This window comes from Conexibacter sp. JCM 18997 (genome assembly GCF_055391915.1).
The window spans coordinates 3,855,522-3,880,425 of sequence record NZ_AP043885.1 but is presented as its reverse complement, the minus strand read 5'-3'; the positions used below and the strand labels follow the sequence as shown (position 1 = coordinate 3,880,425).

Annotated in this window: 24 protein-coding genes and 1 tRNA gene; 15 read left to right on the top strand and 10 right to left on the bottom strand. The window is 73.7% G+C overall.

Annotated features, from left to right (window positions below; all coding sequences use genetic code 11):
• Positions 1-59 precede the first annotated feature (59 nt).
• Entirely contained in the window at positions 60-1,751 is a 1,692-nt protein-coding gene (locus ACZ5UI_RS19505) for a homocysteine S-methyltransferase family protein (RefSeq protein ID WP_464190044.1), read from the top strand.
• 97 nt (positions 1,752-1,848) lie between these two features.
• Here the strand turns inward: ACZ5UI_RS19505 and ACZ5UI_RS19500 are convergent, their stop codons facing one another.
• On the bottom strand, positions 1,849-2,040 hold the full coding sequence (locus tag ACZ5UI_RS19500) for a hypothetical protein (RefSeq protein ID WP_464190041.1): 192 nt from the start codon (positions 2,038-2,040) through the stop codon (positions 1,849-1,851).
• Positions 2,041-2,952 (bottom strand): formyltetrahydrofolate deformylase, encoded by a 912-nt coding sequence (purU, locus tag ACZ5UI_RS19495; RefSeq protein WP_464190039.1) that lies wholly within the window; start codon positions 2,950-2,952, stop codon positions 2,041-2,043. It lies immediately after the preceding gene.
• A gap of 167 nt (positions 2,953-3,119) precedes the next feature.
• Here purU and ACZ5UI_RS19490 point away from each other — a divergent pair, with 167 nt between their 5' ends.
• The 4 genes from ACZ5UI_RS19490 (at position 3,120) to ACZ5UI_RS19475 (ending at position 6,183) form a co-directional block, all read left to right on the top strand.
• On the top strand, positions 3,120-3,803 hold the full coding sequence (locus tag ACZ5UI_RS19490; RefSeq protein WP_464190037.1) for a hypothetical protein: 684 nt from the start codon (positions 3,120-3,122) through the stop codon (positions 3,801-3,803).
• A gap of 65 nt (positions 3,804-3,868) precedes the next feature.
• On the top strand, positions 3,869-5,089 hold the full coding sequence (gene metK, locus ACZ5UI_RS19485) for a methionine adenosyltransferase (RefSeq protein WP_464190034.1): 1,221 nt from the start codon (positions 3,869-3,871) through the stop codon (positions 5,087-5,089).
• A 111-nt stretch (positions 5,090-5,200) separates the two neighbouring features.
• Positions 5,201-5,695, top strand: coding sequence for a universal stress protein (locus ACZ5UI_RS19480; protein ID WP_464190032.1), 495 nt, complete (start codon positions 5,201-5,203; stop codon positions 5,693-5,695).
• 44 nt (positions 5,696-5,739) lie between these two features.
• Complete coding sequence (locus tag ACZ5UI_RS19475) at positions 5,740-6,183, top strand: organic hydroperoxide resistance protein (protein WP_464190030.1); 444 nt, start codon at positions 5,740-5,742, stop codon at positions 6,181-6,183.
• Positions 6,184-6,186: 3 nt separating this feature from the next.
• On the opposite strand, the gene ACZ5UI_RS19470 is transcribed toward ACZ5UI_RS19475, so the two are convergent.
• Complete coding sequence (locus ACZ5UI_RS19470; protein ID WP_464190028.1) at positions 6,187-6,624, bottom strand: hypothetical protein; 438 nt, start codon at positions 6,622-6,624, stop codon at positions 6,187-6,189.
• Between the two features lie 158 nt (positions 6,625-6,782).
• Here ACZ5UI_RS19470 and ACZ5UI_RS19465 point away from each other — a divergent pair, with 158 nt between their 5' ends.
• The 5 genes from ACZ5UI_RS19465 to ACZ5UI_RS19445 all read left to right on the top strand — a co-directional run bounded on the left by ACZ5UI_RS19465 (position 6,783) and on the right by ACZ5UI_RS19445 (position 10,845).
• Entirely contained in the window at positions 6,783-7,322 is a 540-nt protein-coding gene (locus tag ACZ5UI_RS19465; protein WP_464190026.1) for a hypothetical protein, read from the top strand.
• Positions 7,319-7,513 (top strand): hypothetical protein, encoded by a 195-nt coding sequence (locus tag ACZ5UI_RS19460; protein ID WP_464190024.1) that lies wholly within the window; start codon positions 7,319-7,321, stop codon positions 7,511-7,513. Before ACZ5UI_RS19465 ends, ACZ5UI_RS19460 begins: the two co-directional genes overlap by 4 nt.
• A 143-nt stretch (positions 7,514-7,656) precedes the next feature.
• On the top strand, positions 7,657-10,218 hold the full coding sequence (locus ACZ5UI_RS19455; protein WP_464190022.1) for a LuxR C-terminal-related transcriptional regulator: 2,562 nt from the start codon (positions 7,657-7,659) through the stop codon (positions 10,216-10,218).
• A gap of 10 nt (positions 10,219-10,228) precedes the next feature.
• Positions 10,229-10,462 (top strand): type II toxin-antitoxin system Phd/YefM family antitoxin, encoded by a 234-nt coding sequence (locus tag ACZ5UI_RS19450; protein WP_464190020.1) that lies wholly within the window; start codon positions 10,229-10,231, stop codon positions 10,460-10,462.
• Entirely contained in the window at positions 10,459-10,845 is a 387-nt protein-coding gene (locus ACZ5UI_RS19445; protein WP_464190018.1) for a type II toxin-antitoxin system VapC family toxin, read from the top strand. The genes ACZ5UI_RS19450 and ACZ5UI_RS19445 overlap by 4 nt, the downstream gene beginning before the upstream one ends.
• Here ACZ5UI_RS19445 and ACZ5UI_RS19440 read toward each other — a convergent pair.
• Entirely contained in the window at positions 10,842-11,768 is a 927-nt protein-coding gene (locus ACZ5UI_RS19440) for a hypothetical protein (RefSeq protein WP_464190016.1), read from the bottom strand. The genes ACZ5UI_RS19445 and ACZ5UI_RS19440 overlap by 4 nt on opposite strands.
• Positions 11,769-11,828: 60 nt before the next feature.
• The gene (locus ACZ5UI_RS19435) at positions 11,829-12,290 is read right to left on the bottom strand and encodes a hypothetical protein (RefSeq protein WP_464190014.1); all 462 of its coding nucleotides are present in this window, start codon (positions 12,288-12,290) and stop codon (positions 11,829-11,831) included.
• 79 nt (positions 12,291-12,369) lie between these two features.
• Here ACZ5UI_RS19435 and ACZ5UI_RS19430 point away from each other — a divergent pair, with 79 nt between their 5' ends.
• From ACZ5UI_RS19430 to ACZ5UI_RS19420, 3 genes are read left to right on the top strand one after another with little or no spacing between them, the layout of a single operon-like run.
• Positions 12,370-14,061: an NAD(P)/FAD-dependent oxidoreductase gene (locus ACZ5UI_RS19430; RefSeq protein ID WP_464190012.1), complete on the top strand. Its 1,692-nt coding sequence runs from the start codon at positions 12,370-12,372 to the stop codon at positions 14,059-14,061.
• Entirely contained in the window at positions 14,058-15,467 is a 1,410-nt protein-coding gene (locus ACZ5UI_RS19425; protein WP_464190010.1) for an ATP-binding protein, read from the top strand. The genes ACZ5UI_RS19430 and ACZ5UI_RS19425 overlap by 4 nt, the downstream gene beginning before the upstream one ends.
• Positions 15,464-15,793 carry a UBP-type zinc finger domain-containing protein gene (locus ACZ5UI_RS19420; protein ID WP_464190008.1) on the top strand — a complete coding sequence of 110 codons (330 nt, stop codon included), beginning with the start codon at positions 15,464-15,466 and terminating at the stop codon, positions 15,791-15,793. The genes ACZ5UI_RS19425 and ACZ5UI_RS19420 overlap by 4 nt, the downstream gene beginning before the upstream one ends.
• Here ACZ5UI_RS19420 and ACZ5UI_RS19415 read toward each other — a convergent pair.
• Positions 15,790-17,319, bottom strand: coding sequence for an MFS transporter (locus tag ACZ5UI_RS19415; RefSeq protein ID WP_464190005.1), 1,530 nt, complete (start codon positions 17,317-17,319; stop codon positions 15,790-15,792). The two genes, ACZ5UI_RS19420 and ACZ5UI_RS19415, sit on opposite strands and share 4 nt — an antisense overlap.
• A 58-nt stretch (positions 17,320-17,377) precedes the next feature.
• On the bottom strand, positions 17,378-18,247 hold the full coding sequence (locus tag ACZ5UI_RS19410; protein WP_464190003.1) for a poly(ethylene terephthalate) hydrolase family protein: 870 nt from the start codon (positions 18,245-18,247) through the stop codon (positions 17,378-17,380).
• 97 nt (positions 18,248-18,344) lie between these two features.
• On the opposite strand from ACZ5UI_RS19410, the gene ACZ5UI_RS19405 reads away from it, so the two are divergent.
• Complete coding sequence (locus tag ACZ5UI_RS19405; protein ID WP_464190001.1) at positions 18,345-19,667, top strand: FecR family protein; 1,323 nt, start codon at positions 18,345-18,347, stop codon at positions 19,665-19,667.
• 65 nt (positions 19,668-19,732) lie between these two features.
• Positions 19,733-20,905: a hypothetical protein gene (locus ACZ5UI_RS19400; RefSeq protein ID WP_464189999.1), complete on the top strand. Its 1,173-nt coding sequence runs from the start codon at positions 19,733-19,735 to the stop codon at positions 20,903-20,905.
• Here ACZ5UI_RS19400 and ACZ5UI_RS19395 read toward each other — a convergent pair.
• The 3 genes from ACZ5UI_RS19395 to ACZ5UI_RS19385 form a co-directional block, all read right to left on the bottom strand.
• Positions 20,886-23,603, bottom strand: coding sequence for a LuxR C-terminal-related transcriptional regulator (locus ACZ5UI_RS19395; RefSeq protein WP_464189997.1), 2,718 nt, complete (start codon positions 23,601-23,603; stop codon positions 20,886-20,888). The two genes, ACZ5UI_RS19400 and ACZ5UI_RS19395, sit on opposite strands and share 20 nt — an antisense overlap.
• 29 nt (positions 23,604-23,632) lie before the next feature.
• Positions 23,633-23,705: transfer RNA gene (locus tag ACZ5UI_RS19390), tRNA-Phe, on the bottom strand.
• A 162-nt stretch (positions 23,706-23,867) separates the two neighbouring features.
• The gene (locus tag ACZ5UI_RS19385; protein ID WP_464189995.1) at positions 23,868-24,878 is read right to left on the bottom strand and encodes a M23 family metallopeptidase; all 1,011 of its coding nucleotides are present in this window, start codon (positions 24,876-24,878) and stop codon (positions 23,868-23,870) included.
• Positions 24,879-24,904 lie beyond the last annotated feature (26 nt).

Genomic DNA, 24,904 nt, shown 5'->3' with positions numbered 1-24,904 from the left:
GCAAGACCCCTCCCTGTGGGGGTGTGTGCGTGGGCCTGCGCGCGCGAGGATCCGCTGCGATGCACTGGGTCACGGCTTCGGCCTACGAGACGCTGCGGGAGGGGTTGGCGGCGCAGCGCTGCCTGATCCTCGACGGCGCGGTGGGGACCGAGCTCCCCGACGAGGCGCTCAGCGCCGGTCCCTACGACGAGCGTCTGTGGGGCGTGCGCGCGCTGGCCACCACGCCGGCCGAGGTGCAGGCCGTGCACCGCCGCTACGTCGACGTCGGCTGCGACGTGATCACCACGAACACGTGGGGCCTGGCCGCCGCGGTCGGTGGCGGTGACGCGCACTGGCTCGAGGTCGCGCGCCGCGGCGTGCGGGTGGCCCGGTCGGCCATCGCCGAGGGTGGCCGCGAGGGTCAGACGGCGGTCGCGTTCTCGCTGAACGGCGACATCGACGGGCCCGACGGCGCCGAGACGATCCGGCTGCTGACCCGCGCCTTCGCCGACGAGGCGCCTGACCTGGTGCTGGTCGAGACGCTGTCGCTGGTGCAGCCGGGCCTGCTGGACGCGGTCTCCGGGCTGTTGCAGACGGGCGTCCCGGTGTGGCTGTCCTTCCGCCGTTGCCGCCATGGCCTGTGCGGCGTCTACGGCCAGCACTGGGGCGGTCCCGAGGGCGATGCGTTCGGGCGCACGGCCCGGCGCTTCGAGGAGATGGGCGTCGATGCGCTGCTGGTCAACTGCATCCCGCCCGATCACGTCGACGGGATGGTCTCGTTCCTGCGCGACTTCACCGACCTGCCGTTGGGCGTCTATCCCAACCTCGGCTACTACACGAACGCCGGCTGGCAGTCGACGGACGGCGTCGGTGGCGAGGAGTACGCCGCGATGGCCCTGCGCTGGCGCGAGGAGGGCGCGCAGATCATCGGCGGGTGCTGCGGCACGACGCCCGAGCACATCGCCGCGGCCAGCGAGCGCCTGGCCGGCACCAGGCCCGGCCGCCGCCGTCGCGACGAGCCGCCGACCGGCGAGGGCCGGATGGGCATCACGTCGCGCGCGCAGCGGTCGACCCCGTGGACCGACGCCCGCGGTCGCAAGCTGTTTCCCTTGCCCGTCCCGGACCTGATCGCCGACGGCACGACGGCCACGCCGACCCAGGGCTCGTTCCTGGTCTGGCAGCACCTGTTCGAGCAGGGCGTGGGCGCGGGCCGTCGCTGCCTGGACATCGGCTGCGGCACGGGCCTGCAGGCGGTCCAGCTCGCGCTCAACGGCGCCGCGCACGTGCACGCGATCGACGTGGATCCCGACGCGATCCGCGACACGCTGGCCAACGCGTACCGCAACGGCGTGGCCGACAAGGTCTCCGCGGCCGCGGTCGACCTGTTCCCGTGGGTCCCGCTGGAGCGCTACGAGACGATCGTCGCCGCGCTGGACCAGACGCCCCTGGATCCCTTCCAGACCGCCACGTCGCACCGCCCGGTCGACTACTGGGGCCGCAACCTCGTCGACCACCTGATCGGCCTGCTGCCCGATGCCCTGACCGACGACGGCGAGGCCTACCTGCTCCTGCTCTCGGTGCTCTCCCAGGAGCGCACCGCGGACCTGCTCGGCCAGCACGGCCTCGTCGGCGAGGTCGTCGACTACGTCTGCCTGCCCTTCGACCGCAGCGACCAGATCGCCCGCGTCGAGGGCCTGTCGGACGCCTACCACCTGCAGGTCGCGGGAACCGACGTGATGGTCGGCTACCTGCTGCGCATCACACGCGGCTAGGAGGCCCGCACGGCGTACGGTCGTGCCCGACCGCGGAGCCCGGCGCGGCCGTTGTCCGATCCGTCCCGCTATGCGGGTCGGATGCGACAACGGTCGTTCAGGCGCGCTCGAGCGTCGGGACGGTGGCGAGGACGGCCGCGGCGGCGACCAGCGTGTCGACGGGCACGATGCGGGTGGCGACGGTGTCGTTCTCGACCAGGGCGGCGAGCGCGAGCGCGCGCAGGCGGTCGGCCTGGTTGCGGGTGGCGGGCGTGGCGGTGTCGGCGCAGATGGCGGTGACGCTGGCCATCTAGAAGACGACCGTCGAGTTGCCGTGCACGAGGACGCGGTCCTGGCAGTGCCAGCGCACCGCGCGTTGGAGGACGGTGCGTTCGACGTCGGCGCCGGCGCGGGTCAGCTCGGCGGCGCTGTCGGCGTGGGTGACGCGGACGACGTCCTGTTCGATGATCGGGCCTTCGTCCAGGTCGGCGGTGGCGTAGTGGGCGGTGGCGCCGATCAGCTTGACGCCGCGTTCCTTGGCGCGTTCGTAGGGGCCGGCGCCGGCGAAGGCCGGGAGGAAGGAGTGGTGGATGTTGATGACCGGGCAGCCCACGGCGCGCAGGAAGTCGTCGGACAGGATCTGCATGTAGCGGGCCATGACGACGAGGTCGTATTGGCCGCCGCCGAGCAGCTCCAGCTGTGCGGCTTCCGCGGCGGGCTTGGTGTCCTTGGTGACCGGGATGTGGTGGTAGGGCAGGCCGAAGCCCTCGACCTCGCCGCGCAGGTCCTCCCAGTTGGACACGACGACGCCGACGTCCATGGGCAGCTCGCCGCGGCGGGCGCGCCAGAGCAGATCGACGAGGCAGTGGTCGTAGCGGGAGACCATGATCGCCACGCGCTTGGGCACCGACGCGTCGTACAGGCGCGCCTGCATGTCGAACGGCTCGGCCACCTCGCTGGCGAACTCGCCGCGCAGCGCGTCGAGCCGCCGGGCCGCGTCGTCGAGGTGGAAGACCACGCGCATGTAGAACCGTCCGCCCTGCGGATCCGTCGAGTACTGGTCGGACTGGACGATGTTGCCGCCGTGATCGCGCAGGAAGCCGGTGATCGCGGCGACGATTCCCGGCTGGTCGGCGCAGGAGACGAGCAGGCGGGCGGTATCGGCCTCGCCGCGGGGGTCGATCGCGGCGGGCGTGGGAGTCGGGGCGACGGAGGTGGACATGCGACCACGAAACCTAAGCGGCCCACCGCGCCCTGACGCCTCCTCACCGGAAGGGTCTTCGCCTGCCGACTGGACAGGTTGCCCGTTCAAACCCACCCGGTCCGGCCGGGGATCCCTCCCGTTCGGGAGGCGCTCGCGCGCGAGGCCCGGCGTAGCGTGCCCACCTCATGACGGGTCTCGAGGAGATGCTGGGCAAGGCCGGGGCGGTGTTCGTCCCCCGCAACGGTGCGCTGGTGGCCGCCCACTTCGGCTCGGCCGCCGCCGAGCTCGCCGTGTGCCGCCACGGCGTCGGCGTGACCGACCGCTCCGATCTGGCCACGCTGGAGCTGCGCGGCACCCCGGCCGCCGTCGCCGCCGTCACCCAGCGCGTCACCGGCCTGCGTCCGATCGCCGGGCAGTCGCACCGCTCGGCCGGCGCCTGGTGGTGCGCCGCCACGGAGCACCGCGTCCTGATCGTGGCCGAGCCCCGCGCGGCCGCGGACCTCGCCGTCGTCGTCCAGACCGCCGTCCGCTCGGCTCCGGGCGCCTCCCTGATCGACCTCAGCGGCGACTACGCCGCGATCGGCCTCGTCGGCCCGCGCGCCGGGCTGCTGGCCCGCGACACCCGCCTGCTGAGCGCTGCGCCGGTCGCCGCCGCCTTCGTGGCGGCCAGCGACCCCTTCGACGGACTGCGCCCCGCGCTCGTGCTCTGCGAGGACCCGGATCGCCTGCTCGTGCTGGTGCCCGTGGCCCACGGCGCGGGCGCCTGGACGCAGCTGATGGCGGCCGGTCGGATGCACGGCGCCTCGTGCGTCGGTCGCGACGCGCTGGACCGGCTCAGAGCCGTCTCGCGCCCCGCTTCGATCGCCTGACACTACCCTCCGACGCTCTCGGCACGACCGAAGCGGCAAGCCACTAGAGGAGCTTCCTCCCCACCATGAGCAACAGCGAGTACCTGTTCACGTCGGAGTCGGTGACCGAGGGGCACCCCGACAAGGTCGCTGACCAGATTTCCGACGGCGTCCTCGACGCGGTCCTGACCGACGACCCGACGGGCCGCGTGGCCTGCGAGACCCTCGTGAACACGGGTCTGGTCGTCGTCTCGGGCGAGATCTCGACCTCCACCTACGTGGACGTCCAGGACATCGCCCGCAGCACGATTCGCCAGATCGGCTATGTCGATGCGGATCTGGGGTTCAGCGCGGATTCGTGTGCGGTGATCAACGCGATCGACAAGCAGTCTGCGGATATCGCGCAGGGTGTGGATGCGGCGTTGGAGACGCGTGAGGGCGGCGATTCGGGTGAGTTGGACATCGCTGGTGCGGGCGATCAGGGGATGATGTTCGGCTACGCGTCCAATGAGACGGCGGAGTTGATGCCGTTGCCGATCAGCTTGGCGCACAAGTTGGCCAAGCGGTTGGCTGATGTGCGTAAGGACGGGTCGGTGGGCTATCTGCGTCCGGATGGCAAGACGCAGGTGTCGGTCCGTTATGTCGATGGTCGGCCGGTGGCGATCGAGAAGCTGTTGATCAGCACCCAGCATGCCGACAGCGCGACGAACGACCAGATCCGCAAGGACTTGTGGGAGCAGGTCGTCCTGCCGGTGCTGCCGGCCGATCTGTTCGATGAGAACGCGTTGGCCAAGGAGTTTCTGGTCAATCCGACGGGCCGGTTCGTGATCGGCGGCCCGGTCGGTGACTGCGGTTTGACCGGGCGGAAGATCATCGTGGACACCTACGGTGGGATGGCTCGTCACGGCGGTGGCGCGTTCTCGGGCAAGGACCCGAGCAAGGTGGATCGCTCGGCGGCGTATGCGGCGCGGTATGTGGCCAAGAACATCGTGGCTGCGGGGTTGGCGGATCGGGCGGAGGTGCAGGTGGCCTACGCGATCGGTGTCGCGCATCCCGTGTCGGTGATGGTGGAGACGTTCGGGACGGAGAAGATCGGCCGGGGCCGGATCGCGGAGTTGGTCAACGAGCACTTCGACCTGCGTCCGGGCGCGTTTCGTGAGTACCTCGATCTGCATCGGCCGATCTATCAGAAGACCGCGGCGTACGGCCACTTCGGCCGCGACGATGCGGACTTCACGTGGGAGCGGACCGACCGTGCCGAGGCCCTGGCCGACGCCGCCGGCGTCGCCGCTCCCGCCGCCGCCTGACGCACCGTCGCTTCGCCGGTTGGACGCATGGTTGGTTGCGTCCGACCGGCGGGGTTCCTATATCTTCCTGCTCCCGTTGGTAGCAGGGAGAGAGAGGGGCGCCGCGCTCACATGTCGCGACGGATACTCGTGGGGCTGGATCATTCGGAGGAGGCGGCCGCAGGCCTGCGGCGCGCGATCGGCCTGGCCAAGGCCCATCGCTCGCAGCTGACGCTCGTGCACGTCGCCGTACCCCCGCCCGCGTGGGTCGGCGTCGGCCTCCTGGCCATGCCCCTGGTCGACGACGTCGTGACCACCGGCTGCGAGCTCGTGCGCAAGGCCGTCGAGGAGCTCCCCGACGAGCTGTGCGTCCGCTGGCACCTGATCAGCGGTCCCGACGCCTCCACCGGCCTGTCGCGCGTGCGCTGCGTCCGCCGCGCGCTGGCCTGCGCGATGGAGCGCGGCGACCACGACCTGCTCGTGCTCGGCACCGGCACGCGGCCGGGCCGCATCGCCTCGAGCCTGCTGCGCCAGCTGGGCGAGGATCGGGTGGCCACGGCGCCCTACGTGCCCGCGCCCGAACCCGTCGCGCTCGCCGGCACCATGGTGCCCTCCGTCTCACGCTGAAGTAGCGTCTGGCGCGGTTCGAAACCGCAACCAGGAGCCGGGCTATGAGCAAGGTGCTGTACACCGCTGGAGCGCACGTCGTCGGCGGTCGCGAGGCGGGCCACGGGCGCACGTCCGATGGTCGTCTGGAGGTCGACCTGCGTCTGCCCGCCGAGATGGGCGGGACCGAGGAGTCGGGGACCAACCCCGAGCAGCTGTTCGCCGTGGGCTACGCGGCGTGCTTCGAGGGAGCCCTGGGCGCCGTCGCCCGCCGTCGCAAGGCGGACCTGGGCGACGTCGCGATCGACTCGGAGGTGGCGCTGATCACCACCGAGGACCGTGGCTTCAACGTGTCCGTCGTGCTGAACGTGACGCTGGGCGGGATCGCCGACGCCGAGGAGGCCGCCGCGATCGTCCATGACGCCCACCAGGTGTGCCCGTACTCCAACGCCACCCGCGGGAACATCGACGTCACCCTGACCGCCAACGGCGGTCCGGTCGACGCGTAGGGCTCAGCCGCCCTCGTCCTCGCGGGCGTCCGGGCCGGTCAGCGGTTCACACTGCGGCCGGTCCGGGTGGCCGGGGCCGGTGCCGGGGCGGCAGTCGGGATCCTGCGGGACCGTCGTCGTCGTGCCCCCGTCCTGAGGGATCGTCGTGCCGCCGGTGTCGCCGCTGCCGTCGTCCTGGGGGATCGTGGCGCCGCCCGTGTCGGCGGGCGTCGACGTGGTGGCGGGCGCGCCACCGGTGTCCGACGGGACCGTCGACGTGGTCGTCTCGGTGGTCTGCGTCGTCGTCTCGGTGGTCGTCGTCGGCGCGACCGTGGTCGTGATCGCCTGCGGTGTCGTCTGCGTGTCGATGAACGTCACCGAGGAGTCGTCGGAGTTGCCGCCACAACCGGCGCAGATCGCGGTCACGGCGAGCAGGGCGAGTGCGGTGCAGAAACGAGCCATCGCCCTTCAACCTAGTGACCACGGCGGCGGGCTACGTACACGTACGTGGTCTACGTAGAACGGCGTTCAAAGTGACGTAGTGGCCTACGGACGACCGCGGGCGGGGCGGCGCGCAGTATGCGCATCACACCAACCCCTGCACCGCAAGGAAGCCCCGAATGCGCCTCATCACCACCACCCCCGGCCAGGCCCGCGTCCCCGAGCAGCTCCCCGCCGTTCCACCGGTCGACCGCCGGTACGCCCCACCGGGAAAGCGCCGGCTGGCCGGCTCGATGGTCTGGGTCCTGATCCTGGCCGGCGCGATCGCCGGCACGATGTGGGCCTCGTCCACGCCGCCGCAGCACGACTGCCCGACGGTGCCCCAGGTCAACCAGTGCACGCTGCAGAAGGTCTACCTGGCCCAGGGCACCAAGGTCGTCGCCGGCGCCGCCGGTGGCCTGCTCGTCGCCCTGCTGATGGAGGGCATGGCCGGAGCTGTCGCCCCGCCCAAGCGCCGCCCGGTGGCCCCGCCGGCCCAGCCGCAGCCGAAGGCCGCCCCGCCGACCTGGGGCGAGATCCCCTCGGTCAAGGCCCGCCGCCCGCAGCGCGTCCTGCGTGAGCCGGTGCTCGCCCGCCCCGCGCTGGACCTCGGCTCGCTGCCGCCCGCGCTGCGCGACGCCGTGATCGCCCCGCCCACCCTCGACCGCGAGATCCGATGACCCCCACCGAACGCATCACCCGCGACTCGCTGCTTCGCCGGCTCCCCCTCGCGCACGCCGTCGCCGTGCGGCTGCGCGAGGCGGGCGCCGACGACGAGCTGATCGCCGCCGCCCTGGACATCGAGCCCGAAGGCGTCGAGCCGCTGCTGGCCATCGCGTCGGCGAAGCTGCGGCGTTTGGGCGGCGACTGAGGCGGCTCCGGCGCTGGCGCGCCCGCGCTAGTGGCTCAGGGCACTAGGCTCGCGCCATCCAAGACAACGAGGTCCAGCGGAAGGCCGGGCGCTTCGCCCGGCTGTGGCCGTTCGTCGGCCGTGACGAGGAGCTCGAGCGTCTGTTGCTCGCTCGGGACGACCCGACCTGTCCGGGCGCGGTGATCAGCGGACCGGCCGGCGTGGGCAAGTCGCGCCTGGCCCGTGAGCTGCTGGCGGCCACGGCCCAGCACGGCGCCGCGACCGAGTGGGTGCAGGCCACGCGCACCGCGGCGACGATCCCGCTGGGGGCGTTCGCGGACCTGGTCCCCGAGGGCGCGCGCTCGGACGATCGCCTGCAGCTGCTGCGCGGCAGCGTCGAGGCGTTGCGCGAGCGCGCCGGCGGACGCCCGCTGGTCGTCGGCGTCGACGACGCGCAGCTGCTCGATGCGGCGTCGGCCGCGCTGGTGCTGCACCTGGCCGCGACCGGCACCGCCTTCGTCGTGGCCACCGTGCGCAGCGGTGAGATCCCGCCGGACTCGGTGACCGCGCTGTGGAAGGACGCCGGGGCCGCGCGCCTGGAGTTGCAGCAGCTCTCCGAGGAGGAGACGGGCGCGCTGCTGGAGGCGGTGCTCGGCGGCCCCATCGAGCAGGACGCGCGCCGGTGGGCCTTCTCGATCAGCGAGGGCAACGCGCTGTACGTGCGCGAGATCGTCGCCGGCGCCCTGGAGAGCGGGGCGCTCGGGCAGGACGGCGGTTGGTGGCGCCTGCGCCGGCGCCCGGCCGTCGCGCCCGCGCTGGTCGAGCTGATCAGCGGCCGCATGGCCGAGCTCGACGCGCAGGAGCGGGGCGCGATCGAGCTGGTCGCGTTGGGTGAGCCGCTGCCCCTGGATCTCGTCGTCGGGCTGACGGGCACCGCGCCGCTGGCCGCGCTGGAGCGCCGCGACCTGATCGAGGCGGACGCGCCCACCCGAGGCGGCGCGATCCGCGTCGCCCACCCGCTGTACGGCGAGGTCGTGCGCGAGGGCATCTCGACCATCCGCGCGATGGAGCTGCGGCGCACGCTGGCCGCGGCGCTCCAGGAGCGCGGGCTGCAGACGCCCGGCGAGGCCCTGCGCGTGGCCACCTGGCTGCATCAGGCGGGCGCACCGGTCGATCCGTCGCTGCTGCTGCAGGCCGCCTGGCAGGCGACGCAGTACGGCGACGCCGACCTCGGCGCCCAGCTGGCCGAGCAGGCGGTCAAGGCCGGCGGCGGCTTCCAGGCGGCGCTGCTGCTCGCCCACGCGCACGTGGTGCGCAAGGACTTCGCGCGGGCCGACGCGCTGCTGGCCGAGCTGGAGGACGACATCCCGGACCGCTACGCCGCGCTGGGCTACATCTGGGAGCGCGGCGTCAACGTGCTGTGCTGGGGCCTCAAGCGCCCCGACGAGGCGCGGGCGCTGCTGGACCGGGCGATGACCTGGGAGGACGGCGCGGAGGACTGGATCCGCATGCTCGGGCCGATGCGCCTGACCGTGACCGCGCTGACCGCCGGCTGGCACGCGCTGGTCGCGGTCGGCGAGGAGATCCTGGCCGATCCCAAGCTGGACGCCGAGTCGCGCCGCCAGCTGATCTACGGGCACGCGGGCGGCCTGTTCTTCGTCGGGCGCACGGCGGAGGCGGTCGCGCTGGCCGACAGCGCGCCGATCGCCATCCCGCTGCGCGACGACTTCGACGACCAGACGCTGATCATCCAGGCGGCGGTGCACATCGAGTCCGGCCGCGAGTGGCCGCAGCTGCGCGCCCGGCTGCTCGAGCTCGAGCGCCAGGCGGTGCGGGCCGACGACCGCGCCGCGATGGGCTCGACGGCGCTGATGCTCGGCGGCCTCAGCGTGATGCGCGGGGTGCCCGACCGGCGCTGGGCCCACGAGGCGGTGGCCCGGCTGGAGCGCCGCGACCGGGCCGGGCTGCTGACCACGGCCCACGCGATCAGCGCGATGCTTGCGCGCGTGGCCGGCGACCGCGACGGGACGCTGGCCGCGGCGGCCAGGCTGGAGGAGACGCTGGGCGGCGAAGAGCCGTTGATCAACCAGCTGCCCTACGTCGTCGTCGCGCGCGCGTGCGCCGCGTTGGCCGAGGGCGACGCCACGCGCGCCCAGGCGATCCTCCTGGTCGGCGTGCAGCTGTTCCCCGAGAGCCCGATGTACCGCGGCTGGTTTCTGTACGAGACGCTGCGCGCGGGCGCCGACCCGCGCTCGATCCAGACCGAGCTGGCCCGCGCCGCGGCGGAGACCGACGCGCCGCTGACCCACGTCTACGCGCGGCATGTCGACGCGCTGGTGGCCGGCGACGGCGCCGCGCTGATGGAGGTCTGCGAGGCGTTCGGCGCGATCGGCGCCGTGCTGTTCGGCGCCGAGGCGGCCGCCCACGCCGCCGCGGTGTACGGCGCCGCCGGCCGCACCGACTCGGCCCGGCGCGCCACGTCGACCGCCGCCCGCCTGATGGAGGCCTCGGGCGCCGCGCCCACCGCCGCCGTCCGCGCCGCCCGCGACGACGCGCCCGACCTGACCGCGCGCGAGCGCGAGATCGTCGCGCTGGCCGCCCAGGGCGCCGCCAACGCCGAGATCGCCGAACGTCTGACGCTGTCGGTGCGCACCGTCGAGACGCACCTGTTCCGGGCGATGAAGAAGCTCGGCGTCAGCTCGCGCGCCGAGCTCGCCCCGCAGTAGACTAAGTCATATGGCTAAGTCCGTTGGCGTCCACCAGGCGAAGACGCATCTGTCGCGCCTGCTCGAGGACGTGGCCGCGGGCGAGGAAGTGACGATCACGCGCCGAGGCGAACCGGTTGCGCGGTTGGTCCGGCCGGACGGGCCGCCCAAGCGCGTCTTCGGCGCACACCGAGGTCTGATCGAGATCGGCGACGATTTCGATGATCCGCTGCCGGACGACATCGCCAAGGCGTTCGGCATGTGAAGGCACTCCTCGACACGAACGCCTTCCTCTGGCTGGACGAGCGGCCGGAGCGACTCGGCGACGTCGCCGACACGTTGGCCGAAGCTGATACGGACTTGCTGGTGTCCGCCGTGGTGTCTTGGGAGATCGCGATCAAGTTCGCGCTCGGGCGCCTGCGTCTGCGGCTGGCACCCGACCGGCTCGTCCCCGAGGCCATCCGTCTCATGGGCGCTCGTGCGATCGCCGTCGAACACCGGGAGGCGCTCGCCGTCGCGACGTTGCCACCGATCCACGGCGACCCGTTCGACCGCCTGCTTGTGGCCCAGGCGATCGCCCATGACGCGACGCTCGTCACCGGCGACCGCCGGCTCAGCGAGTACCCGGTGCGGACCCTCGTCGTCTAGCGGCCGATCGCCTGCAGCCCGCGCACGAACGCGCGGTAGGCCGGGCGGGGCGTGCCGTCGGCGTTGACCATGCCGGTGTCCATGCGGGTCGAGCAGCCGGTGCCGACCCAGTTGTAGACGTAGGCGCGATCGATCTCCTGGCGGTACTTGCGCAGCAGCGCGAACAGGTACGTGGTGCGGTTGGCCGCGCGCGACGGGCTGCAGCGGAACGTCGTGCCCAGCTCGACGATTCCGCCCGTCTCGGTCAGCCAGAAGCGGGCGCGGGTGTGCTGGCGCACCGCGGCCATGATCGTCCGCGTGCCCTTCGTCGTGCGGCGGTTGACGTCGGAGTAGTTGTGGATGCCGACCAGCCGCGCGGCGCGCCGGGCGCCGCGGGGCAGCGCGTCGTAGAAGCGATCGACGTAGTCGGCCACGTCGGACAGGTCCAGCACGTCGAGGGCGACGATCGTGCAGCCCCGGCAGATCGCGCGCATCTGGACGAAGTACTCGGCGGCGCGCTCGGGATGGCGCCAGGTGGGCTGCGACGGGTGGTTGGCCTCGTTCCACACGCCCCACTCGCGCACGCCGAGCGGGCGCAGCGCCCGCACCAGGCGGCCGACCTCGCGGCGGTAGGTGGCCGGGCGCGGGAGCGTGCCCTGGCCGGGGCGCAGGTCGTCGGTGGAGATGTGCACGAGCACCGAGATGCCGCTCTCGCGGGCGCGCCGCACGTAGTCCTGGGCGGCGCGCAGCTGCGCGGGGTGCCGCGCGGCGTTCCACGGGACGAAGTAGCGCGCGTGGCCGACCTGCGCCTGCTGGAACAGGGGCTGGTCGAACATGAACGTGTTCTGATCGCTGATGCCGACCTGCTGCGGGGCGGCCTGGGCGACGGCGGGGGCGGCGAGGGCGATCGCCGCGCCGGCGAGGAGGAGGGCTCGGCGGAACATGCCAGCGATCCTCCGCGCCAGCGGGCCGCGCGTCTGTCAAGCGCGCGACACTGCGAGCGTCTACTCGGGTGGGAACTCGGCCAGCGCCCAGGCGCCGTCCAGCACCGGGCGCCGGTACGAGCGCCCGTTGACCTTCACGTAGTCGCGCGTGCGCAGGTCGACCGGCAGGCGGCGCTCGATCGGGTACCACTCGTTGTGCTGGGCGATCAGCTCGTTGAGCTCGGGGTCGAAGCTCCAGGCCTCGACGGTCGCGCGCCAGGCCTGCGCGAAGGCCTGCGGATCGCCGTCGTGGCGGTGGCGCAGTGCGCGGTAGGAGCGCTCCAGCTCGGCCCGCGCGCGCTCGGTGCCGCGATCGACCGCGCTGACCCGTTCCATCCAGCGCGGCGGGGCCGAAGCGCGGAAGTAGCCCTCCAGCGAGCGGGTCGCCTGCAGCGTGCGCCGCGAGAGCGTGTGGGGGTCGTCGGGATGGCGGTCGGCCGCGCGCTCGATCAGGCGCTCGGCCGGAGTCCGGTCGTCAGCCACTTTCTCAGCGTAGGCGGTCACCAGGCAGTCACATGACCCAAGCGACCGACTTGGCGCGTGGCGTACTGTGAGCACCAGGATGACCGCCGTGGAAACCACCCCCCAGCCCGCGGCCGAGGAGCGCCGCCGCCGCCCTGCGATCGTGGCCGTGGACGACGAGCCGGCCGTTCTCGCCGCCGTCGCGCGCGACCTGCGTCGCGGCTTCGGCGAGCGCTTTCGGATCCTGCGCGCCGGCTCCGGCGACCAGGCGCTGGAGCTGCTCACCGAGCTGCGCACGCGCGGCGACGACGTCGCCCTGCTGATCGCCGATCAGCGCATGCCCGGCCTGTCGGGCACCGACTACCTGGTCAAGGCCCGCACGATCGTGCCCGAGGCCAAGCGCGTCCTGCTGACCGCCTACGCCGACACCGAGGCGGCGATCTCGGCGATCAACGACGTCGCGCTGGACTACTACCTGCTCAAGCCGTGGGACCCGCCCGAGGAGCACCTGTTCCCGGTGCTCGAGGACCTGCTGACCACCTGGGAGGCGGGCGCCGCGCTGGAGTCCGGCGGCGTGCGCGTGATCGGGCATCGCTTCTCCAAGGAGTCCCACGACCTGCGCGACTTCCTGGCCCGCAACCGCGTGCCGGCGCGCTGGCTGGACGTCGAGCGCGACGGCGAGGCGCGCGAGCTGCTCACGCTCGTCGGCGTCGACGCTGATCGGCTGCCCGTCGCGCTGCTGGAGGACGGCACCGTGCTCGAGCGCCCGACCGCGCGCGAGCTGGCCACGCGCCTGGGCATCGCCTCCCAGCCACTGCAGGACCACTACGACCTGGTGATCATCGGCGGGGGCCCAGCCGGGCTCGCCGCCGCGGTGTACGGCGCGTCGGAGGGCCTGCGCACGGTGATGGTCGAGCAGGAGGCCACGGGCGGGCAGGCCGGCCAGTCCAGCCGGATCGAGAACTACCTGGGCTTCCCCGCCGGTCTGAGCGGCTCCGACCTGGCCCGTCGGGGCACCGATCAGGCGCGCCGCCTGGGCGCCGAGCTGCTGACCGTGCGCGAAGTCGTCTCGCTCGAGGTCGACGGCGCCGGGCGCTTCGTGCGGCTCGGGGGCGAGGACGGGCCGCCGCTGAGCGCCAACTGCGTGCTCGTCGCCTCCGGCGTCTCCTACAACCAGCTGCAGGCGCCCGGCTTCCCCGAGCTGACCGGGCGCGGCATCTACTACGGGGCCGCGCTGACGGAGGCGCGGTCGTGCGCCGACCAGCACGTGTTCATCATCGGCGGCGCCAACTCGGCCGGGCAGGCGGCGGTGTACTTCTCCGGGTACGCCAAGCAGGTGACGATGCTCGTGCGCAGCCCGCTGAGCAAGTCGATGTCGCACTACCTGATCGAGCAGATCTCCAACCTGCCCAACATCGACGTGCGCACCGGCAGCCAGGCGGTCGGCGCCGAGGGCGACGACCAGCTGCGCCAGCTGCGCGTCCGCGACGCCGACGGCAACGAGACCGTCGAGGACGCCGATGCCTGCTTCGTGTTCATCGGCGCGGTGCCGCGGACCGAGTGGCTGGACGGCGTCGTCGCCCGCGACGAGCGCGGGTTCATCCTCAGCGGGCCCGACGTGCCGGCCGCGGCCTGGCCCCTGAAGCGCGACCCCTACCTGCTGGAGACCAGCGTCCCGGGCGTGTTCGTCGCCGGCGACGTGCGGGCCCGCTCGATCAAGCGCGTGGCCAGCGCGGTCGGGGAGGGCTCGATGTCGGTCTCGCTCATCCACCAGTACCTCGAGGGCGTGTGAGCACCGTCCAGACGGCCACCGTCGCCGACCTGCGGCCCGTCGACCTGTTCGACGACCTCGACGACGAGGCGCTGGCCCCGTGGGCCGCCGCCGCGCAGCTGCGCGAGACCGCCGCCGGGGAGACCTTCGTCGAGCAGAACGCGCCCTCCAACGGGCTGATCCTCCTGCTCGACGGCACGTTGCGGCTCTCGCAGCTGGACGGTGACCGCCTCGAGCCGTTCGGGCGCCAGTACGGGCCCACCTGGATCGGCGCGATCGCCGCGCTGACCGACGGCCTGGTGCCCGTCCAGATGGACTGCGAGACGGCGTGCCGCGTGGCGATCATCCCGCCCGAGGCCTTCGAGACGCTGGCGCTGGCCACGCCGCCCGTGCACCGGCGGATCATGAAGCAGGTCGCGCCGGTGCTGACCAACCTCGGCGCGATCGAGCAGAACCGCGAGCGCCTGACGTCGCTGGGCACGATGGCCGCGGGCCTGGCCCACGAGCTGAACAACCCGGCCTCGGCGGCCAAGCGCGCCGCGGCCGAGCTGAGCGAGGCGCTCGACGTGCTCGCCTCGGTCGTGGCGCACTTCGTCGAAGCCGGCCTGGAGCGGTCCGACGCCGTCGAGCTGGTGGCGCTGCAGCGTGAGGCGCTCGACCACGCCGCCGCCTGCACGATGCTCGACGTGCTCGACGCCGCCGATGCCGAGGAGGCGCTCCAGGAGCGCCTGGAGGACATGGGCGTCAAGGAGCCCTGGCGGGCCGCCGAGCCGCTGGCCGTCGCGGGCGTGACCGCCGACTGGCTCGATCGCGTCGAGCTCCACGCCGGCTCGGCCACCGACGTGGCCATCTCCTGGATCGTCGCCTCGCTGACCGCCCGCTCGCTGGCCAACGACGTCGGCGAGTCGGCCGACCGCATCAGCGGCCTGGTCAAGGCGATCAAGAACTACGCCTACATGGACCGCGGCGAGACGGTCGAGATCGACATCCACGAGGGCCTGGAGACGACGCTCGTGGTGCTCGGGCACAAGCTCAAGCACACGCAGATCGAGGTCGTGCGCGACTACGACCGCGACCTCCCGAAGATCATGGTGCGCGGCGCCGAGCTCAACCAGGTGTGGACGAACCTGCTCGACAACGCGATCGGCGCGCTCGGCCAGACCGGCACGATCACCGTGCGCACGCGGCGCGACGGCAACTGCATGGAGATCGACATCGCCGACGACGGCCCGGGCATTCCGGCGGACATCCGCGACCACATCTTCGACCCGTTCTTCACGACCAAGGCGGTCGGGTCGGGCACCGGCCTGGGGCTCGACGTGGCCCGGCGCATCGTCGTCGACCGCCACGACGGCTCGATCCGCGTCGCGTCCGAACCGGGCGAGACGACCTTCACCGTACGACTGCCGATCGGAGGCGACCGATGACCGAGTGCACCCACCTCGATTCGATCCAGGTGACCCAGCTCCCCGAGTCGGTCGAGGGCTGTGAGGACTGCCTGGCCATGGGCAGCGAGTGGCTGCACCTGCGCATCTGCCTGGAGTGCGGCCACGTCGGCTGCTGCGACGACTCGCCCAACAAGCACGCGACGGCTCATGCCGGCGCCGACAGCCACCCGCTGATCCGCTCGCTCGAGCCGGGTGAGGAGTGGTGCTGGTGCTTCGTCGACGAGGTGACGATGGTGATCCCGCAGATCCAGGGCCAGACGAAGATCCCGGAGTCGCCGCTGGCCCGGCGCTGGGGGATGCTCTAAGCCGCCGGCTGACGGACGAGCCACGCGGTGACCACGGCGCCGATCGCCGCGATCACGGCGACGGCGACGAACGTCATCACGTAGCCGTGCTCGGCCGCGTCGCGGGCCAGCAGCACGTAGCCCTGCATGACCGGGTCGATCTGGTGGAAGTGCAGCCCGGTGGCCTCGGCGCTCTGCAGGGTGCTGCGCAGCGTCTCGTACTGCTGGTCGGTCAGGTCCCGCAGCGGGCTGGCGTCGACGCGCTCGTGGAGGCGGTCGATGTAGGCGCTGTGGAAGATCGAGTAGAGCGCGGCGATGCCGATCGCCCCGCCGAACTGCTCGGCCGTGGCGCTGACGCCCGACGCCTGGCCCTGGTCGGCCTCGGGGATCTGATCGACGCTGACCGGGTCGTTGACCGTCAGCACCAGGGACAGCCCGACGCCGTAGACGAGCAGTCCGGGCAGCACGGCCGCGTAGCTGTGCTGGTCGGCCCCGATGGCCATCAGGACGCCCGACAGCGAGAGCAGCGCGAAGCCGGTGACCAGGGGCGGTCGCCCACCGGCGCGGTCGTACCAGCGCCCGGCCAGCGGCGCGACGATGATCATCGGCAGCGTCGTCGGGATCAGCGCCAGGCCGGCCAGCGCCGGGCTCATGCCCAGGTTGAGGATCAGCAGCAGCGGGAAGATCACGCCGAGCCCGATCTCGGCCATGCCCGACAGCAGCTGGCTCAGCGACGCGCCCGCGTAGTTGCGCTCGCGCAGCAGCGCGAAGTCCATCAGCGGGTTGGCCGAGCGGCGCTCGTGCGCGACGAAGGCCACGGCCGACGCCGCGGCCAGCGCCAGCGGCAGCCACACGCCGGGGTCCGACCAGCCCCACGGTTGCGACTGCGACAGGCCGAACACGATCCCGATGAGCGCCGCCGACAGCAGCACCGTGCCGACCGTGTCGATCCCGTCGCCCTGCTCCTCAGGCTGGTCGGCAGGCACGTGGCGCAGCGTGAGCAGGACGGTGCCCACGGCCAGCGGGACGTTGATCAGCAGCACGGCACGCCAGCTGAACGCGCTGGTCAGCAGGCCGCCGATCGTCGGGCCCAGCGCGGCCGCGACGGCGGCCGCGCCGCCCATCGTGCCCAGCGCCCGCCCGCGCCGCTCCGGCGGGAACGTCGAGGAGATGATCGCCACGGTGGCGGGCAGCATCAGCGCCCCGCCGACGCCCTGGCAGGCGCGGGCGACGAGCAGGATCGGGAACTCGGGCGCCAGGCCGCCGACCGCGGACGCGCTGGCGAACAGGATCGAGCCGAACAGGAACACGCGCCGGCGCCCGAGCAGGTCGCCCAGCCGGCCGCCGAAGATGAGCAGGCCGGCCAGCGGCAGGAGGCTGCCGTTGAGCACCCACTGCACCGACGCCGAGCCGATCCCGAAGCTCTCCATGATGTCCGGCAGCGCCAGCGGGACCGCGGTCTGATCGACCAGGATCATCGCGTTGGCCAGCGTCATCGCGGCCAGGATGAGGGTCAGGCTGCCGGTCGAGCGCGGGGCCGCGGACATGGGGCGCCGATCGTATGAGGATCGCCGCCGGCGTGCGGCCGCGCGCTCGGAGCCGGGACTACGGCAGGCTCTTGGTCGCCGTGTTGCTCCAGGCCGTGTTGGTGGTCAGCTCCGGCGGGCTGCCGACGAACGCCGCCCGCGCGGTCGCGTCGCCGCGCAACTGGTAGCGCATCCACGCGGTGACGTAGCCCAGGAACCCGCCGCCGGTGCCCTGGATGGTGTTGTGGTCAGCGCCCTTGAGCACGGCCTTGGCGGCCGCCCCGACCTTGGCGTTGTAGTAGCCCGTCACGGTGGACGGGCCGGCGATCAGGATGTCGTTGGCGCCGCCCAGGAAGAACGTCGGCACCGTCAGCTGGTTGACCGCGAACGCGTCGCCGGGGCTGACCCAGATCTGCGCCGGCAGCGCGATCGTCACCGCGGTGTCGATCCGCCCGCCCGAGTGGTTGGTCGCGTTGACCGTCCCGCCCGCACCCTGCGAGTGACCGATCGCGCCCTCCTTGGTCAGGTCCAGCTTGCCCGCGAACGGCGAGCCGGGGACCGTGTCCTGCGCCTCCATCCAGTTCAGCGCGGCGAGCATCTCGCTGCCCGTGCCGGTCGTCTGGTCGGTGCTGGCCACGACGACGAAGCCCCACGACGCCAGCTGGTTGAGCAGGCCCGTGTACTGCGACGGCGTCGCGTAGGAGCCGTTACCCCAGGTGATGATCGGCGCGCGCACGCCGCCCGCGCCGAGGTTGGCGGGGTAGAACACCTGCAGCGCGACGCCGTTGGCGTCGGTGCCCGATGCCGTCGCCACCGCCGACGGTCCCGCCGCCTTGTAGGTCGTCTCGATCGCGTTGGCCGCCGACGCGGTCGCGGTGCCCGCGCCGCCGCAGATCAGGAGCGCCGCCACCAGCGGCAGGGCCGCCCGCCGCGCTGTCGTCTTCCGCATGGTCTCTCCTCCGATGGGAATTAACTGATAGTTAGTAATGTACCCCAGGGAGCTCCCTGTGGCTATCGGCGGCGGCACGGACCACGATCGCGTTCCCATGCGACGCCTGGCCCCAGCCCTGGTGGTGGCACTCGCGCTCCTGACCGGCGCGGCGCCGGCCAGCGCCGAGGTGCTGGAGACGCTGACCGTCGATCCGGCTCGATCCGCCGCCACGGTCGGCACGACGACGCTGCAGCAGGGTCAGCGCTACCAGCTGACGGCCACCGGGACGTTCACGGTCGTGGGCCCCGAGGGCTACGGGTTCCAGTACGACGCGCTGTACTGCTTCGGCGGCGTGGGCTTCTCGTTCGTCGAGTGCCAGCCGCCTCGCGAGGGCGACCAGTTCAAGGTCGCCGTGGGCGGCGGGGCCTGGACGGCGATCGACCGGCTGGCCGGGACGCGGCCGCCGTACGCGGCCTCCCACGCCTACACCGTGGAGTTCGTCGCGCCGGCGACCGGGCCGTTGAAGGCCGGTGGCTACGAGGCCTACACCGGCTGCACGACGTGCCAGTCGACCTACACCGGCGCGCTGACCCTCCAGCTCGCCTCGACGCAGACGGCGACCGCGCCGGCGCCCGCCGGCTGCTCGGCCGGCCGCCGCGCGCGAGCGGCCGCGATCAACGAGGTGCGGATCGTCTCGCTGGCCGGCGGGGTCGAGGTGCGCCGCGGCGCCGACGGCGCGTGGTGCGCGACCGAGGTCAACGCCGTCCTGGGGCAGGGTGACGAGATCTCCACCGATCCGGAGGGCGAGATCGTCCTGGCCTTCGCCGACAACTCGACGGTCACCGTCCGCGCCGGCACGCAGCTGCGGATCGCGGCGTTCTTCACCGAGGGTGGCGTCGTGCGCACCGAGCTGCTGCTGAAGAACGGCGAGATCGCCGCGTCCGTCCGGCGGTCGGAGACCACGCCGTCGGACTTCCGGGTCCGGACCAGCGTCGGGCACACCGGGAGCGTGCGCGGCACCGTGTTCAGCGCGTTCGCCGACGCGGGCGGCCGCGCGTCGGTGTTCTCGGTCACCGAGGGCACGGTCGACGTCGCCGCCGCGCCCGGGGCGGCGCCCACGCCGATCACGGCCGGTCAGGAGGTCGCCGTCGTGGGGGCGACGGTGAGCCCGATCGCCGCGATCGGGCAGGCCGGAGCGCGCGGCGGTGTGAACCGCGTGCGGGCCGCGGAGCTCGCGCTGGGCGCGATCGCGCGCTCGACCTGCCGGGTGGCGCTGGTCCGCGGCCGGCCGCTCGGGGTGCAACCGACGGCCGGGGGCTGGCTGGTGTTCGTCCGCCTGAACGGCCAGGTGCGCGGACCGTCGCGCTGGAGCGTGACCGCGGGCGGCGCGACCGCGACGAACCGCCAATCGCGCCGGGTCGCGCGCAACTGCCGATGACCCGGGTGGGAAACCCCAGGGTGCTCCCTGTGGCTAGGGCCGCAGCAGCGGTCCACGATGGCCCGATGCGCTCCTTCGCCGTCCTGATCGCGACCCTCGTCCTCGCCCTGGCTGCCGTCTCCACCGCCGAGGCAGTGAGCATGAAGCTGACCGGCACCACGGTCGATCGGACCGGCATGCTGCTCGCCGACAAGTGGAGCGTGCCCGACGCCGCGGGCACGGTCACCTGGACCACGGAGAACTGGACGGGCACCTACGTGTTCGCGATGCCCGAGTCGATCCCGGCCGCCGGCGCGCCGGTCACGCTGACGGTCACGGCCGAGTCGCGCAAGAACGCCTTCGGCAAGGACACGAACTTCGCGCCGGACATGGCCATCAGGGGCTCGATCGTCACCCCGTCCGGCCGCGTGGACGCCTTCGCGCACTCCGACTCCGCAACCAAGCCGACCGACACTATGAGCGCCACGGCCACGCTGACGCCGACCACGGGGACGACGACCGTCACCGTGGGGATGCTGGACGGCCCGACGTACACCTTCACCTACGAGGCGGCGGCCGACAACTGCCCGGGCGGCCGGCGCGCCCGCGCCGCTCAGGCCGGCTGCCCGCCGCCGCCGATCGTCTCGACGTCGACCGTGCCGGAGATCGGCAAGACGACCGCCTACGCGGCGCCGGCGCCCGGCGCGGCGGCGGTGTTCCCCATGCCGAAGCCGGGCTCGCGGACGATCTTCTCGGGGACTATCGACTTCGTCGACGCCAACGGGGCCCTGATCCCCGGGCCGTCGGAGGTGGCCATCGCCGCACATTCCGCTGACGCCGTGAGCCTCTGCTACATGCTCCTGATCAGCGACAAGGAGAGCTCGGAGGACAACCTGAGCGAGTACGGATCGGCCTATCCGAAGTTCGCCGCGTGCCTCCTTGCCGTGTCCCGAATCCTCGCCCGGGCCGACGAGATCAAGGCCGCCAAGGCCAGGCCGACCGCGGTCCAGGCCCAGGCCGCCCAGCGCGCGTGCGGTGTCGGCGCCGTCATCCCCTCCCGTCGCAGCCGGGTCAAGCCGAAGCTCCGCGTGACCTGCACGCCGACGGCGACGGGCATGCGCGTGACCGTTCGGCCGCGCTCCTCCAAGCAGACGCTGCGTCAGGCCACGAGCGGGCGTCCGCTGAAGCTGATCGTCGGTCGCAGCACGCTCGGGACCACCGCGGCGCCGGGCGACCGCCTCACGATGCGCTGGACGTGACCTGGTCGGCCAGCGCCGCGGGCAGCTCGGCGCGCGAGGCGATGCCCAGCTTGCGGTAGACCTGCGTGAGGTGCATCTCGATGGTCTTGCGCGTGAGGAACAGCGCGCGGGCGATCTCGACGTTGGAGAGCCCGTCGGCGGCCAGCCGCGCGGTCCGCCGTTCGCTCGGGGTGAGCGCGTCCGTGCCGCTGCGCGGGGCGTCGCGGCGCCGGCGCGCGCCGGTGGCCGCCAGCTCCTCGTGCGCGTAGACGGCCAGCGGCTCGGCGCCGCACCGCTCGGCCTCGTCGAGCGCGGCGGCCAGCGGCTCGCGCGCCGCGGAGGCCAGGCCGTCGCGGCGCAGCGTGGCGCCGAGGTCGGCCAGCGCGCGGGCGTGCTCGAGCGCTGCGCCGCTGCCCGCCAGCGTGGTCACCGCGTCCTGCAGCCGGGTGATCCGCTCCTGGTCGACGGACAGCACGCCGACCAGCCGCTGGGCCATGCCGATGCCGCGCGCCGCACCCCACCGTCGCGCCAGCTCGAGCTCCTCCGCCGCGAGCTCGGCCGCCCGTTCGTGATCGCCCGCCGCGGCCAGCGCCTGGGCCAGGTAGCTGCGGAACGTCGGCGACCCGATCGTCGCGCTCCACTCGCGGCCGCTCGTCTGGCGCCCGAGCTCCTCGAGGTCGGCGATCGCCGCCCCGAACTCGCGGCGGGCGAGCCGCAGCCGCCCGCGCGCGACGAGGTAGGCGTGGTGGAGCATCCCGCTGGCGGTGTGCGCGCCGGCGTCGTAGCGCTCCAGGGCCTCGCGCGCCGCGTCGAGGTCGCCGCGTTCGATCAGCGCGTCGACGAGGAAGCCGACGGTCGCGGGCAGCCCCAGCTCCCAGCCGTGCAGCTCGGCCCCGTCGGTCGCCGCGCGCGCCTCGGCCGCCGCCCGGTCCAGCGCGCCCTGGCGGTACGCGCTGAGGGAGCGCAGCATCGACGTCGTCGCGCAGCCGATCCCCGACGCGCGCTCCTCGGCGATCGCGTAGGCCCGCTCGAGATGGGCGTCGGCCTCGGCGAACGCGTCGGCCTGGATGAGCAGCGCGACCGCGTACAGAAACGGTGCCGATCGTGGCCCGGCCTCCTCCAGCAGCAGGCCGTCGTCCAGCGCCCGGCGCGCGAGCGTCTGGACCTGCCGGGCCGACCCGCCGGACATCGCCACCCACTGGGCGACGTTGGCCATCATCCGCCGGCCCACGGGGCTGGCCACGCGGGCATCAGCCTGGCGTTCCAGGCCGGGCAGCACGGCGGCGGTGGCGGCGCCGTCGAGCGCGGCGATGGCCGAGACCTGCGCGACGATCTCCGCTTCCAGCTCGGGGTCGAGATCGCCCAGGTCCGCGCGGGCCTCACGCAGCACGGTCACCGCGCCGGGCACGGCGCCGGTGGTGATCAGGGCGGGCGCCAGGTCCAGCGCGCTGCGGGCCCGGGCCAGCGGACCCCGCGCGCGCGTGTGGACGGCGCGCAGGTGGACGACGGCATCAGCCTCCCCGGCCTCCCACGCGGCCAGCCCGAGCTCGCGCTCCAGCGTCTCATCCGGCGGGGGCTCGGCCAGCGCGCGCCGCAGCGCGGCCGACGCGACCGCGGGGGCGCCGCGAGCCCGCGCGTTCGCCGCCACCTCGCGCAGCACCGCGGCGGCCCACGGGCCCGCGGCCCCGGGCTCGGTCCGCAGCAGCTGGGCCGCGACGGCGCCGGCCGGCGCGCCGGCCTCGTGGAGCAGGACCGCGGCGCGCGCGTGCAGCGCCGCGCGCTCGGCTGCCGCCTGCTCGGCGGCGATCGCCTGGCCGACGATCGGCTGCGCGAACCGCAGCGGCAGCCCCTCGGCCAGGACGCCCTCGGCGCTCAGCGCCGCGACGGCCGCCAACGCCGCGTCCGGCGCCAGCCCGCTGAGCCGCGCGCTGTCGGTCATCGACGCCCCGTCGCCGAGCACGCTCACCGCCCGCGCTAGCGCGACCGCGTCCGGCGCGCTGCGGGCCAGCCGGGCGAGTGCGCGCTGCGCGATCACGATCGGCCCGATGTCGCGCAGCGCGGCGATCCCCGCCTCCTCCGGCCGGATCCCGCGGGCCGCCGCCTCCCGGGCGAGCTCGCCGACCAGGAACGGGTTGCCGCCCGTCGCCGCGCGGGCTGCGGCCGCGAACGCGCCGGCCACCGGCGCGCCGAGCCGCTCGCCGACGAGCTGGCCCACCGCGTCGGCGCCGAGCGGTCCGGGCCGCAATCGCACGGCCGTGCCGTCGGCGGCCTGCTCGATGCGCACGATCACGTCGGACCGCGCCCGCGCGGCCACGACCAGGACCACCGCCGGCGCGTCGCCCCGGGAGGCCACGTACTCCAGGAGGTCGCCCGACTGCGGGTCGATCCACTGCGCATCGTCGACGAGCAACGCGACGGGCGTTCGCTGCGCTCGCTCGGCCAGCGACCGGGCGCAGGCGATCAGGGTGTCCGCCCCGGGCAGCAGCTCCTGGGCGGCCGCGAACGGGACGTCGCCGGTCAGATCCGATCCGCGCGCGCGGTGCACCGCGAAACCGTGCTCGCGGGCCAGCCGCGCCGCGTGGGCCAGCAGCGCGGTCTTGCCCAGGCCCGGCGCCGCAGTGATCGTCACCAGCGTCCCGCGATCGCCCTCCGCGGCGAACGCCGATCGCAGCGCGTCCAGCTCCGTCTCGCGTTCCAACAGGTCGCGGGTGGCCCGCATGGTGGCGCGAGCCTAGACGGTGCGGCGAATGGCGAGTCCCGGACTCGAACCGGGGACACCACGATTTTCAGTCGTGTGCTCTACCAACTGAGCTAACTCGCCGGGTAGGCGGTCACGTAGGGTAGCGCCGCCGCTTGAGGCGGCGTGCGTGCGCGGCGCGGCAGTCGGTGTCGTGCGGGCGCTCCAGCGGCGACACGCAGGCGCCCGCGCAGGCCTTGCACGGCTCGGGTGCGGGGCGGCGGCCGCGCTTGGGAGGCTTGGGCTTCACGCCAGGCCCGCCCAGACCTGCAACTGCGGCAGTGGATCGATCGGCGCGCCGCCGCGCCAGCCGCCCTCCCAGATCTCGAAGTGCAGGTGCGGACCGCTGGCGTCGCCCGTCATCCCCACCCGGCCCAGCTGCGCACCTGCGGCGACCGGCTGGCCCAGCGCGACCGCGGTCGAGCCCTTCTGGAAGTGGCAGAAGAAGAAGTCGCGGCCGTCGACGGAGTGGACGACGACGTAGTAGCCCGCGCCGCTGCGCTGGAAGTCGACCGCGGTGACCGTGCCCGCCGTGGGCGACAGGACCGGCGTGCCCGACGCCGCGGTCACGTCCTGGCCCTCGTGGGTGTGGCCCCGGCGCCCGGCGCCGAAGCGCGCGTCCTCGCCGCCGAAGGTGTACGCGCCCGCGACCGGGAACACGCCCGTGGTCGTCGGGGTGACGGGGATCGTCGGGGTCGGCGTGGGGACCGGGACCGGCGCCGGCTCGGGCGCCGCCTTGGGCTTCGGCCTGGGCTTGGGCAGGATCCGCACGATCGTCTGGCCCGGCCACTGCTCGGTGCGGGCCAGCGTGCGGCCGGTCGGGTCGGTGGCGTGGAGGCTGACGACGTAGCGGCCGGGCGCGAGCTTCGTCCGCCGCGGCCAGCGCACGCTGGTGGTGTGGCCGACGCGCACGTCGCCCACGCGCACGTAGGTGGTCAGCCGGCGGGCGCGCGAGCGGGTCGCGGCGCGGTAGACGCGCAGCCGCACGTCGACCGCGGTGACGCCCTTCTGGCGGATACGGAACGCGACCCGGGGCAGCTTCCCGACCCGCAGCCGGCGCGGCGCGACCTGCAGCGACGCGGCGATCGGGCGCAGGTCCAGAGCACCGACCGCGCTGCCGTAGCCCGCCCCGCCGTTGGCCGTCGACGACGGGTCGTAGGGCGCCCCGCCCACCGGTGCCGCGGGCGCGACCGAGGCCAGGACGGCGAACGCCAACGCCAGCAGGACGGCGGCGAGGAACAGGCGGGGCACGGACATGCCCTCCCAAACTCGGCCTTCGCGCG

Coding starts and splice junctions, on each gene's coding strand:
- ACZ5UI_RS19505 (WP_464190044.1), top strand. CDS start 60: ATGCACTGGGTCACGGCTTCGGCCTACGAGACGCTGCGGGAGGGGTTG.
- ACZ5UI_RS19500 (WP_464190041.1), bottom strand. CDS start 2,040: ATGGCCAGCGTCACCGCCATCTGCGCCGACACCGCCACGCCCGCCACC.
- purU (WP_464190039.1), bottom strand. CDS start 2,952: ATGTCCACCTCCGTCGCCCCGACTCCCACGCCCGCCGCGATCGACCCC.
- ACZ5UI_RS19490 (WP_464190037.1), top strand. CDS start 3,120: ATGACGGGTCTCGAGGAGATGCTGGGCAAGGCCGGGGCGGTGTTCGTC.
- metK (WP_464190034.1), top strand. CDS start 3,869: ATGAGCAACAGCGAGTACCTGTTCACGTCGGAGTCGGTGACCGAGGGG.
- ACZ5UI_RS19480 (WP_464190032.1), top strand. CDS start 5,201: ATGTCGCGACGGATACTCGTGGGGCTGGATCATTCGGAGGAGGCGGCC.
- ACZ5UI_RS19475 (WP_464190030.1), top strand. CDS start 5,740: ATGAGCAAGGTGCTGTACACCGCTGGAGCGCACGTCGTCGGCGGTCGC.
- ACZ5UI_RS19470 (WP_464190028.1), bottom strand. CDS start 6,624: ATGGCTCGTTTCTGCACCGCACTCGCCCTGCTCGCCGTGACCGCGATC.
- ACZ5UI_RS19465 (WP_464190026.1), top strand. CDS start 6,783: ATGCGCCTCATCACCACCACCCCCGGCCAGGCCCGCGTCCCCGAGCAG.
- ACZ5UI_RS19460 (WP_464190024.1), top strand. CDS start 7,319: ATGACCCCCACCGAACGCATCACCCGCGACTCGCTGCTTCGCCGGCTC.
- ACZ5UI_RS19450 (WP_464190020.1), top strand. CDS start 10,229: ATGGCTAAGTCCGTTGGCGTCCACCAGGCGAAGACGCATCTGTCGCGC.
- ACZ5UI_RS19440 (WP_464190016.1), bottom strand. CDS start 11,768: ATGTTCCGCCGAGCCCTCCTCCTCGCCGGCGCGGCGATCGCCCTCGCC.
- ACZ5UI_RS19430 (WP_464190012.1), top strand. CDS start 12,370: ATGACCGCCGTGGAAACCACCCCCCAGCCCGCGGCCGAGGAGCGCCGC.
- ACZ5UI_RS19420 (WP_464190008.1), top strand. CDS start 15,464: ATGACCGAGTGCACCCACCTCGATTCGATCCAGGTGACCCAGCTCCCC.
- ACZ5UI_RS19415 (WP_464190005.1), bottom strand. CDS start 17,319: ATGTCCGCGGCCCCGCGCTCGACCGGCAGCCTGACCCTCATCCTGGCC.
- ACZ5UI_RS19410 (WP_464190003.1), bottom strand. CDS start 18,247: ATGCGGAAGACGACAGCGCGGCGGGCGGCCCTGCCGCTGGTGGCGGCG.
- ACZ5UI_RS19405 (WP_464190001.1), top strand. CDS start 18,345: ATGCGACGCCTGGCCCCAGCCCTGGTGGTGGCACTCGCGCTCCTGACC.
- ACZ5UI_RS19400 (WP_464189999.1), top strand. CDS start 19,733: ATGCGCTCCTTCGCCGTCCTGATCGCGACCCTCGTCCTCGCCCTGGCT.
- ACZ5UI_RS19395 (WP_464189997.1), bottom strand. CDS start 23,603: ATGCGGGCCACCCGCGACCTGTTGGAACGCGAGACGGAGCTGGACGCG.
- ACZ5UI_RS19385 (WP_464189995.1), bottom strand. CDS start 24,878: ATGTCCGTGCCCCGCCTGTTCCTCGCCGCCGTCCTGCTGGCGTTGGCG.